We start from the raw sequence: 10352 nt of genomic DNA on the forward strand, positions 1-10352 counted from the left end.
CCAGACCGGGGAGCGCGGTGCGCGGGGCTCGCAGAACCTGGAGTAGGGCGGGTCGTCGACGTAGCGGATGTCGACGGCCTCGCGGGACTGGAGGAACTTCTCGACGATCGCCGGGTCCAGGTGGGCGTACCCGGGGAGGTGTTCCTCGGCCGTGGGGAGGGTCGCCGGGTCGGGGGCGGCGGGCATCGGGGCCTGGTGGTCGAGGCCGTCCTCATGCGCCTGGAAGGACGCGGAGAGGTGGAAGATCGGCTGCCCGTGCTGGACGGCGACGACACGGCGGGTGGTGAAGGAACGGCCGTCCCGGATGCGGTCGACGGTGTAGACGATCGGCGCGCCGGGGTCGCCGGGGCGCAGGAAGTACGAGTGGAGCGAGTGCGCGGGGCGGTCCGGGGGGACCGTGCGCCCGGCGGCGACGAGTGCCTGGGCAGCGACCTGGCCGCCGAAGACGCGCGGGACGATGGCGGGCCGGGACCGGCCGCGGAAGATGTTCTCCTCGATCTGCTCAAGGTCGAGCAGATCGAGGAGAGACTGAAGTGCCTTGCTCATGCGGTCATTTCTACTGGGCAGTAATTTCGGGGACCTTACGGGTCCATGTCCTTACGGGCCCATGATCCGGAACCACGGACGACGATCCGCGTCCACGGACGGACGGTCGGACCTACAGGCCCATGTCCTTCGCGATGATCGACTTCATGATCTCGCTGGTGCCGCCGTAGATCCGGTTGACGCGGTTGTCGGCGTACAGGCGGGCGATCGGGTACTCGTTCATGAAGCCGTAGCCGCCGTGGAGCTGGAGGCAGCGGTCGATGACGCGGTGGGCGACCTCGGTGCAGAACAGCTTGGCGCTGGCGGCCTCGGCGGGCGTCAGCTCACCGGCGTCGAGGGCCTCCGTGGCGCGGTCGACGACGGCCTCGGCCGCGTCCACCTCGGCCTGGCAGGCGGCCAGCTCGAACTTGGTGTTCTGGAAGTGCGCGACCGGCTTGCCGAAGACGACGCGCTCCTGCACGTACTGCTTGGCGAACCGGACGGCCGCCTTGGCCTGCGCGTACGCGCCGTAGGCGATGCCCCAGCGCTCCGAGGCGAGGTTGTGGCCGAGGTAGTAGAAGCCCTTGTTCTCCTCGCCGAGGAGGTTCTCGACGGGCACCTTGACGTCGACGAACGCCAGCTCGGCGGTGTCGGAGGTCTTCAGGCCGAGCTTGTCCAGCTTGCGGCCGACCGAGTAGCCCTCGGACTTGGTGTCGACCACGAAGAGGGATATGCCGTGGCGGCGGTCCTCGGCGCTGGGCGCGTCGGTGCGGGCGCAGACGATCATCTGGTCGGCGTGGACGCCACCGGTGATGAAGGTCTTGGCGCCGTTGAGGACGTAGTGCGTGCCGTCCTCGCTCAGCTTGGCGGTGGTCTTCATGCCCGCGAGGTCGGAGCCGGTGCCCGGCTCGGTCATCGCGATGGCCCACATCTCCTCGCCGGAGACGAACTTCGGGAGGTAGCGCTTCTTCTGCTCGTCGGTGGCGAGCAGCTTGACGTACGGCAGGCCCAGCAGCACGTGCACACCGGAGCCGCCGAAGGACACGCCCGCGCGCGAGGTCTCCTCGTACATGACGGCCTCGAACTTGTGCGACTCGATGCCGGCGCCGCCGTACTCCTCGTCGACGCGGATACCGAAGACGCCCAGCTCGGCGAGCTTGTAGTAGAACTCGCGCGGCGCCTGGCCGGCGGCGAACCACTCGTCGTAGACGGGAACGACCTCGGCCTCGATGAAGGCGCGGATGGTCTCCCGGAACGCCTCATGGTCCTCGTTGAACACAGTACGACGCACCGCCGCCACCTCCACTTGACTACCTAAGCGCTTGCTCAGATCAACCGTACCCGTGAGTACGAATCTCCGTCCAGGGGAGTTGGGCCGGGTTGGGCCGTAACGCTCATCACTCTCCGGCCGGACCAACCGGACCAGCCGGACCTGTCTCACTTGCCGGACCAACCGCACCAACCGGACCGGCCGCCGCGAACGCGCCCCTGGCCATCCGGTGCAGCAGGGCCGCCGTGGCACCCCGTCCCGGCAGCGAGCCGGGGCGGCCCAGGTGCGGGGTCGAGTTCAGCAGCCCGAACACGGAGTGCACCGCCGAGCGGGCGGTCGGCTCGCCGAGCTCCGGGTACACCTCCCGGACGACCTCCACCCACAGCTCGACGTACTGCCGCTGGAGCTGGCGCACCAGCTTGCGGTCGCTGTCGCGCAGCCGGTCCAGTTCGCGGTCGTGGAGGGTGATCAGGGGGCGGTCGTCGAGGGCGAAGTCGATGTGGCCCTCGATGAGGGAGTCGAGGAGCGCCCCGGAGTCCCCGGCGGCCTCCGCGACCCGCCGCCTGCCGCCCGTCAGGAGCTGGCCGCTGATACCCACCAGCAGTTCGGCGAGCATCGCGTCCTTTCCCGGGAAATGACGGTAGAGGCCGGGGCCACTGATGCCCACGGCCGCCCCTATCTCGTCCACGCCCACACCGTGGAAACCGCGCTCGGCGAAGAGCCTCGCGGCCTCCTTGAGGATCTGCTCGCGGCGGGTCGGGGCGTCGGTTCTGGTGGCCATGCGATTGATTCTAGACAGGGAGGTTAGCGGTCGTTAACCTGAAGAGGATGGTTAACGCTCATTAACTGGCTCTGGGTGAGGGGACCGCAGGATGCAGGAGGCACCGGAGCTGCACAGCGCGGCGGACCCCGCGTCGGAGGCCTGGCGGGCCAACGAGGCGGCTCACCGCGCGCTGGTCGGGGAGCTGCACGACAAGCTGGCCGCGGCCCGGCTGGGCGGCGGCGAGAAGGCCCGCGACCGGCACACCGCGCGCGGGAAGCTGCTTCCCCGGGAGCGCGTTGACCGGCTCCTGGACCCCGGGTCGCCCTTCCTGGAGATCGCCCCGCTCGCCGCCGACGGGATGTACGAGGGGCAGGCGCCGGCCGCCGGGGTCATCGCCGGGATCGGGCGGGTCAGCGGGCGCGAGTGCGTGATCGTCGCCAATGACGCCACCGTCAAGGGCGGCACGTACTACCCGATGACCGTCAAGAAGCATCTGCGCGCGCAGGAGATCGCCCTCGACAACCGGCTCCCCTGTGTCTACCTGGTGGACTCCGGGGGCGCCTTCCTGCCCATGCAGGACGAGGTCTTCCCCGACCGGGACCACTTCGGGCGGATCTTCTACAACCAGGCGCGGATGTCCGGCGCCGGAATCCCGCAGATCGCCGCTGTACTCGGCTCGTGCACGGCGGGCGGCGCCTACGTGCCCGCCATGAGCGACGAAGCGGTCATCGTCCGCAACCAGGGGACCATCTTCCTGGGCGGCCCCCCCTTGGTGAAGGCCGCCACGGGCGAGGTCGTCACCGCCGAGGAACTGGGCGGAGGGGATGTCCACGCGCGCGTGTCGGGCGTCACCGACCACCTCGCCGAGGACGACGCGCACGCCCTGCGCATCGTCCGGAACATCGCCGCGACCCTCCCCGCGCGCGGCCCGCTGCCGTGGGACGTACAGCAGCCCGTCGAGCCCAAGGTCGACCCCCAAGGCCTCTACGGCGCCGTGCCCATCGACTCCCGCACCCCCTATGACGTACGGGAGATCATCGCGCGCGTGGTCGACGGCTCCCGTTTCTCGGAGTTCAAGGCCGAGTTCGGCCAGACCCTGGTCACCGGCTTCGCCCGAATCCACGGCCACCCGGTCGGCATCATCGGCAACAACGGCATCCTGTTCTCCGAATCCGCCCAGAAGGGCGCCCACTTCATCGAACTCTGCGACCAGCGCGGCATCCCCCTCGTGTTCCTCCAGAACATCTCCGGCTTCATGGTGGGCCGGGACTATGAAGCGGGGGGCATCGCCAAGCACGGCGCCAAGATGGTCACGGCGGTGGCCTGCACGCGCGTGCCCAAACTGACGGTCGTGGTCGGCGGCTCGTACGGGGCCGGGAACTACTCGATGTGCGGCCGGGCGTATTCGCCGCGCTTCCTGTGGATGTGGCCCGGCGCCAAGATCTCGGTCATGGGCGGCGAACAGGCCGCGTCCGTCCTCGCGACCGTCAAGCGGGACCAGTTGGAGGCGCGCGGGGAGTCCTGGCCGGCGGCGGACGAGGACGCCTTCAAGGACCCGATCCGCGCACAGTACGAGCGCCAGGGCAACGCCTACTACGCGACGGCCCGGCTCTGGGACGACGGCGTCATCGACCCCCTCGAAACCCGCCAGGTACTGGGACTCGCGCTCACCGCCTGCGCCAACGCGCCACTGGGCGAACCCCGGTTCGGCGTCTTCCGGATGTAAGGGGCCCCAAGACGATGACTACGGACATGGCGATGGACAGGGCGGTGGATACGGCGATGGACATGGCGATGTTCGACACGGTCCTGGTGGCCAACCGGGGCGAGATCGCCGTACGGGTCATCCGCACGCTGCGCTCCCTCGGTGTGCGCTCGGTCGCCGTGTACTCCGACGCCGACGCGGACGCCCGGCACGTCCGGGAGGCCGACACGGCGGTACGGATCGGACCGGCGGCAGCGGCGGACAGCTACCTCTCCGTCCCCCGCATCATCGAGGCCGCCGCCCGCACGGGCGCCCAGGCCGTGCACCCCGGATACGGCTTCCTCGCGGAGAACGCGTCCTTCGCGCGCGCGTGCACCCTGGCGGGGCTGGTGTTCATCGGCCCCCCGGCGGACGCGATCTCCCTGATGGGCGACAAGATCCGCGCCAAGGAGACGGTCCGCGCGGCCGGGGTCCCGGTGGTGCCCGGGTCCAGCGGCAGCGGGCTCACCGACGCCGAACTGGCCGACGCGGCACGGGAGATCGGCATGCCGGTGCTGCTCAAGCCGAGCGCGGGCGGGGGCGGCAAGGGCATGCGGCTGGTGCGGGACGCCGGAGAGCTGGCGGAGGAGATCGCCGCCGCCCGGCGCGAGGCCCGCGCGTCCTTCGGTGACGACACGCTCCTCGTCGAACGGTGGGTGGACCGGCCCAGGCACATCGAGATCCAGATCCTGGCCGACGCCCACGGCAACGTCGTACACCTGGGCGAACGCGAGTGCTCGCTCCAGCGCCGCCACCAGAAGCTCATCGAGGAGGCGCCCAGTGTGCTCCTCGACGAGCGGACCCGGGCCGCGATGGGCGAGGCGGCGGTCCAGGCGGCCCGCTCCTGCGGATACGAGGGCGCGGGCACGGTCGAGTTCATCGTCCCGGGCACCGACCCGTCCTCGTACTACTTCATGGAGATGAACACCCGCCTCCAGGTCGAGCACCCGGTGACGGAACTGGTCACCGGCCTCGACCTGGTGGAATGCCAACTGCGGGTGGCGGCGGGCGAACCGCTCGGCTTCACACAGGACGACGTACGGCTGATCGGGCACGCCGTGGAGGCCCGGATCTGCGCGGAGACGGTGTCCGTGAAGGCGGGCGCCCGGGGCTTCCTGCCGTCCGGCGGCACGGTGCTCGCGCTGCGCGAACCCTCCGGTGACGGCGTCCGCACCGACTCGGGGCTCACGGAGGGCACGGAGGTCGGTTCGCTGTACGACCCGATGCTGTCCAAGGTGATCGCGTACGGCCCGGACCGCCCGACCGCGCTCCGGAAACTCCGGGCGGCCCTCGCGGAGACGGTCACCCTGGGGGTGCCGACCAACGCGGGGTTCCTGCGCCGACTGCTGGCCCATCCGGCGGTCGTGGCGGGCGAGTTGGACACGGGGCTGGTCGAGCGCGAGGTCGACTCCCTCGTACCGGACGGGGTACCGGAGGAGGTCTACGAGGCGGCTGCGGCCGTACGACTGGACGCGCTGCGGCCGAAGGCGACGGAGGGCGCCTGGACGGACCCCTTCTCCGTGCCGAGCGGTTGGCGGCTGGGAGGCACACCGAAGGCGCTGTCCTTCGACCTACGGGTGCCGGGACTCGACCCCGTCACTCACCACCTGGATGGCACACCCACGGCAACGGCAACGGCAACGGTCACCGACGACCGGGTGGCCGTGGTCCTGGACGGCGTCCGCCACACCTTCCACCGGGCCGGTGACTGGCTGGGCCGCGACGGCGACGCCTGGCAGGTGCGCGACCACGACCCGGTGGCGGCTTCGCTGACCGGCTCAGCGCACGCGGGCGCCGACTCACTCACCGCACCCATGCCGGGCACGGTGACGGTGGTGAAGGTGGCGGTCGGCGACGAAGTATCAGCAGGCCAAAGCCTGTTGGTGGTCGAGGCGATGAAGATGGAGCACGTCATCGCCGCCCCGCACGCGGGCACGGTCGCCGAACTGGACGTCACGCCGGGCACGACGGTGGCAATGGACCAGGTACTGGCCGTGATCACCCCCTCGGAGTCTTCGGGAGAGCTTACGGAAGAGGAGAAGTGACGACGCTCCCCATGGTCGTACCGGCCCCGGATCTGCCCGCGCGGGTGAGGATCCATGAGGTCGGCGCGCGTGACGGACTGCAGAACGAGAAGGCGACCGTACCGACGGAGGTGAAGGCGGAGTTCATCCGCCGCCTGGCCGCCGCCGGCCTGACGACGATCGAGGCGACGAGCTTCGTACACCCGAAGTGGGTGCCCCAACTCGCGGACGCGGAGGACCTGTTCCCGCAGGTCAGCGATCTCCCCGTACGTCTGCCGGTACTGGTCCCGAACCAGCGGGGCCTCGACCGGGCGCTGGCGCTGGGAGCGAGACAGGTCGCCGTGTTCGCCAGCGCGACGGAGTCGTTCGCCAAAGCCAATCTCAACCGCACGCTCGACGAGTCGCTCGCGGTGTTCGAGCCGGTGGTGCGGCGGGCGAGGGAGGAGGGCGCGGACGTACGCGGCTATGTGTCGATGTGTTTCGGCGACCCCTGGGAGGGGCCGGTCCCGCTCCACCAGGTCGTACGGGTGTGCAGGGCGCTGCTGGACATGGGCTGCGACGAGCTGAGCCTGGGCGACACGATCGGCGTCGCCACCCCCGGCCATGTCCAGGAGCTGCTCTCCTCCCTCAACGAACAGGGCGTGCCGACGAACGTACTGGGCGTGCACTTCCACGACACCTACGGCCAGGCACTCTCCAACACGCTGGCCGCGCTCCAGCACGGCGTCACGACGGTCGACGCGTCGGCGGGCGGCCTCGGCGGCTGCCCGTTCGCGAAATCCGCGACCGGCAACCTGGCGACCGAGGACCTGGTGTGGATGCTCCAGGGCCTCGGCATCGAGACGGGGGTGGACCTCGGCAGCCTCGTAGCCACGAGCACATGGATGGCTGACCGGTTGGGCCGCCCGAGCCCGTCCCGCACGGTACGAGCCCTGTCCCACAAGGATGCGCAGGATTCGCAGGCCTCGCAGGACTCACCGGATTCGCAGGCTTCACCTGATTCCCAGGAGCAGTGAAGGACCATGGACCACAAACTCTCCCCCGAACTGGAAGAACTCCGCCGTACGGTCGAGCAGTTCGCGCACGACGTGGTGGCCCCGAAGATCGGCGACTTCTACGAGCGGCACGAGTTCCCGTACGAGATCGTCCGCGAGATGGGCAGGATGGGCCTGTTCGGACTGCCGTTCCCCGAGGAGTACGGCGGGATGGGCGGCGACTATCTGGCGCTGGGCATCGCGCTGGAGGAGCTGGCGCGGGTCGACTCGTCGGTGGCGATCACCCTGGAGGCCGGGGTGTCGCTGGGCGCGATGCCGATCCATCTCTTCGGCACTGAGGAGCAGAAGCGCGAGTGGCTTCCGCGCCTGTGCGCCGGGGAGATCCTGGGCGCGTTCGGCCTGACGGAGCCGGACGGCGGCTCGGACGCGGGGGCGACGCGGACGACGGCCCGCCTGGACCCTGACACCGACGAATGGGTGATCAACGGCACGAAGTGCTTCATCACCAACTCGGGTACGGACATCACGGGCTTCGTGACGGTGACGGCGGTGACGGGCCGCAAGTCGGACGGCAGGCCGCGTATCTCGGCGATCCTCGTCCCGTCGGGCACGCCCGGCTTCACGGTGGCGGCGCCGTACTCGAAGGTCGGCTGGAACGCCTCGGACACAAGGGAGTTGTCCTTCGCGGACGTGCGGGTCCCGGCGGCCAACCTGGTAGGCGAGGAGGGACGCGGCTATGCCCAGTTCCTGCGCATCCTCGACGAGGGCCGGATCGCGATCGCGGCACTGGCGACCGGCCTGGCGCAGGGCTGCGTGGACGAGTCGGTGAAGTACGCCAAGGAACGGCAGGCGTTCGGGCGCCCGATCGGCGCGAACCAGGCGATCCAGTTCAAGATCGCCGACATGGAGATGAAGGCCCACACGTCCCGCCTGGCCTGGCGGGACGCGGCCTCCCGGCTGGTGGCGGGCGAACCCTTCAAGAAGGAAGCCGCCCTGGCCAAGCTGTACTCGTCCACGATCGCGGTGGACAACGCCCGCGACGCGACCCAGATCCACGGCGGCTACGGCTTCATGAACGAGTACCCGGTGGCCCGGATGTGGCGCGACTCGAAGATCCTGGAAATCGGGGAGGGCACGAGCGAGGTCCAACGGATGCTCATCGCACGGGAGTTGGGCCTGGGGACGGAGATGGCGGGCTGAAGCCGGAGGGCAGGCCGGAAGGCAGGCCGGCGGAGAGGGCGGCGGTGATCGCAGCGACGTGCCGGTAGGCGCTGTGGGCCGCCGTGACGACCTGGTCCTGCGCCTCCGGATGGGTGAGGGCCTGGTTCATCCGGGCGGTGAAGCGGGCCCAGCGGTCGCGGTCGCCGCTGCCGTAGTAGGCGGCCCCGTCCGTGCCGCCGGCCAGCCGGTAGGCGGCGGTGACGTACGGGCGCAGGAAGAGGGCGCCGAGGGTCGAGCCCTCCATGACGTAGAGGTACCCGATGAGGGCGGGATGGGTACGAAAATCGAGGGAGACGTGGGCGCGAGGCCCGGAGGCAGCGCCCCGCTCCCGTATCTCCGCCGCGAAAGCCTCCGCCTCCTCGCCGGCCAAGGCACCGGGGACGACGCCGAGATGGGCGAAGTAGGCCAAGTCCCGCTCGACAAAGGGCAGTTTACGAAGATCGGCCGACCAAACAGAGTCACCGACCAGACCCTCAACACGGGTGAGTTCACCTTCAAGAGCCCCCAACACCACCCGATAGGCGTCGAGTTGGCTGACGTACCGCTCAACGGGAAGCGACCCGGCGACCATGGCGCTCGCGAAGGGGGTAGCCTCCAGCGCGTCGTGCCGGTCACGGGTACCGCTGCGCAGCCGCTCGGCCAGCGTGGCCTGGACGGTCGTCACGCTCCGCTCCGCCGCTGGAGCGTCTCGTGGAGCCGGTCGATGAGGTGGCCCTTGCGTTCGATGGTGAGGTCGAAGTAGGCGGCGCTGCGCTCGGACCGGCACACGCGATACACGCTGTCTTTGGCATCCCGCTTCAACTGGACGGCCTCGGCGGCAAGCGCGACGAGGGTGGAGTCCAGCTCGGGATGCCCGAGGACGAACGACTTGAGCGTCTCACCGGCCGAAGGCGAAGAGCCCGGATCAAGCAACTCAAGAAAAACCCGATTACTGAGCCCGTCGTAGTCCTCGTGGATCCGCCCCCCGCCGAACTCGGGTACGAAGTCGGTCAGGTCGTTGAACAACTGGCTCGCCAGCCCGAGTTGACGCATGGCGGCGTCCAGGACGTACTGCTCATCGTCAACGACCCGCAGCCCCGCGAGCGCCGAGTCGAGCGGCATCCGGAAGAGGGTCCCGGTCTTGAGGGCGGCCAGCGACTCCCAAAACTCCACCCGCTCCTTGACGGACGCGGCCAGCAGCTCGGCGCGGGTCTCGACCGTACGCGTGGAAAGGTCGACGGCCTGCCCGGTGAACCCGCTCTCGACGGCCCGCGCGAGGCTGTCCACGACAGCGGGGTCGGCAGCGTGCCGCAGGACGGCGGCGATCAGCCAGGACCCGGTGTTGAGCGCGAGCGGCACACCGTGGGTGACGTGAAGCGCGGGCTCGCCGTAGCGAAGGTCGCTGCCGTCCTGAATATCGTCGATGGCGACAAAGGCCTTCAACATGACCCGCACGGCCACGGCGGCCCGCCGAACGATGTCCAGGTCACCCGGAAGGTCCCCGCCCCCGATATCCCCGATCTCATCGGGGAAACCCCGATAGTTCCGGTAGGCCCAGTACACCATCGACGGCCGCAGCGGGGCACGGTCACCGCCGGGCGCCCCGGCGGTCGGGGGCAACGCCTCCTGGCCCACCTTGGACCCGACGGCATCGGCGACGGGCTCGTAGAGGGACCGCCGCAGGGCAGCCTCGTACACGGACTGTGCGGGAACCCCCGCAGGAGCGGTCAGCGAACCGAGAAACTCGGCCAAGTCGTCCCCCAGCAGAGCGGCATCGCCCCGCACCACCGCCTCGACCGCATCCGTGACCCCCTCCATGACACCCATACCC

The 10352-nt window shown here is 70.0% G+C and carries 9 protein-coding genes; 4 read left to right on the plus strand and 5 right to left on the minus strand.

Translation table 11 applies throughout. The features are described from left to right. The 3 genes from AOK08_RS34530 to AOK08_RS34540 form a co-directional block, all read right to left on the minus strand. Positions 1-546: acyl-CoA thioesterase (locus tag AOK08_RS34530; RefSeq protein WP_198539482.1), on the minus strand; the 546-nt coding region annotated here is incomplete at its 3' end. A 112-nt stretch (positions 547-658) separates the two neighbouring features. Then, positions 659-1816, minus strand: coding sequence for an acyl-CoA dehydrogenase family protein (locus AOK08_RS34535; protein WP_055533377.1), 1158 nt, complete (start codon positions 1814-1816; stop codon positions 659-661). 106 nt (positions 1817-1922) lie between these two features. Further along, on the minus strand, positions 1923-2576 hold the full coding sequence (locus AOK08_RS34540) for an SACE_7040 family transcriptional regulator (RefSeq protein ID WP_107101124.1): 654 nt from the start codon (positions 2574-2576) through the stop codon (positions 1923-1925). A 91-nt stretch (positions 2577-2667) separates the two neighbouring features. On the opposite strand from AOK08_RS34540, the gene AOK08_RS34545 reads away from it, so the two are divergent. From AOK08_RS34545 to AOK08_RS34560, 4 genes are all read left to right on the plus strand, one after another. Next, the gene (locus AOK08_RS34545; RefSeq protein WP_055533367.1) at positions 2668-4284 is read left to right on the plus strand and encodes a carboxyl transferase domain-containing protein; all 1617 of its coding nucleotides are present in this window, start codon (positions 2668-2670) and stop codon (positions 4282-4284) included. A gap of 68 nt (positions 4285-4352) precedes the next feature. Beyond that, positions 4353-6347: an acetyl/propionyl/methylcrotonyl-CoA carboxylase subunit alpha gene (locus AOK08_RS34550; protein WP_055533380.1), complete on the plus strand. Its 1995-nt coding sequence runs from the start codon at positions 4353-4355 to the stop codon at positions 6345-6347. Between the two features lie 11 nt (positions 6348-6358). Then, complete coding sequence (locus AOK08_RS34555) at positions 6359-7342, plus strand: hydroxymethylglutaryl-CoA lyase (RefSeq protein ID WP_055533369.1); 984 nt, start codon at positions 6359-6361, stop codon at positions 7340-7342. A gap of 6 nt (positions 7343-7348) precedes the next feature. Beyond that, a complete protein-coding gene (locus AOK08_RS34560; protein ID WP_055533371.1) occupies positions 7349-8521 on the plus strand; it encodes an acyl-CoA dehydrogenase family protein in 1173 nt (390 codons plus the stop codon). Here AOK08_RS34560 and AOK08_RS34565 read toward each other — a convergent pair. Together AOK08_RS34565 and AOK08_RS34570 are read right to left on the minus strand one after the other, a co-directional pair. Further along, positions 8478-9206, minus strand: coding sequence for a biliverdin-producing heme oxygenase (locus AOK08_RS34565; RefSeq protein ID WP_055533373.1), 729 nt, complete (start codon positions 9204-9206; stop codon positions 8478-8480). The genes AOK08_RS34560 and AOK08_RS34565 overlap by 44 nt on opposite strands. After that, complete coding sequence (locus AOK08_RS34570; protein ID WP_055533375.1) at positions 9203-10348, minus strand: polyprenyl synthetase family protein; 1146 nt, start codon at positions 10346-10348, stop codon at positions 9203-9205. Before AOK08_RS34570 ends, AOK08_RS34565 begins: the two co-directional genes overlap by 4 nt. Between the last annotated feature and the right edge of the window lie 4 nt (positions 10349-10352).

The sequence above is a fragment of the Streptomyces graminilatus genome (assembly GCF_001418565.1).
GTDB lineage: Bacteria > Actinomycetota > Actinomycetes > Streptomycetales > Streptomycetaceae > Streptomyces > Streptomyces graminilatus.

Excerpts from the sequence above, each read along its gene's own strand:
- AOK08_RS34570 (WP_055533375.1), bottom strand. The coding sequence starts at position 10,348 with ATGGGTGTCATGGAGGGGGTCACGGATGCGGTCGAGGCGGTGGTGCGG.
- AOK08_RS34555 (WP_055533369.1), top strand. The coding sequence starts at position 6,359 with ATGGTCGTACCGGCCCCGGATCTGCCCGCGCGGGTGAGGATCCATGAG.
- AOK08_RS34560 (WP_055533371.1), top strand. The coding sequence starts at position 7,349 with ATGGACCACAAACTCTCCCCCGAACTGGAAGAACTCCGCCGTACGGTC.
- AOK08_RS34550 (WP_055533380.1), top strand. The coding sequence starts at position 4,353 with ATGTTCGACACGGTCCTGGTGGCCAACCGGGGCGAGATCGCCGTACGG.
- AOK08_RS34545 (WP_055533367.1), top strand. The coding sequence starts at position 2,668 with ATGCAGGAGGCACCGGAGCTGCACAGCGCGGCGGACCCCGCGTCGGAG.
- AOK08_RS34540 (WP_107101124.1), bottom strand. The coding sequence starts at position 2,576 with ATGGCCACCAGAACCGACGCCCCGACCCGCCGCGAGCAGATCCTCAAG.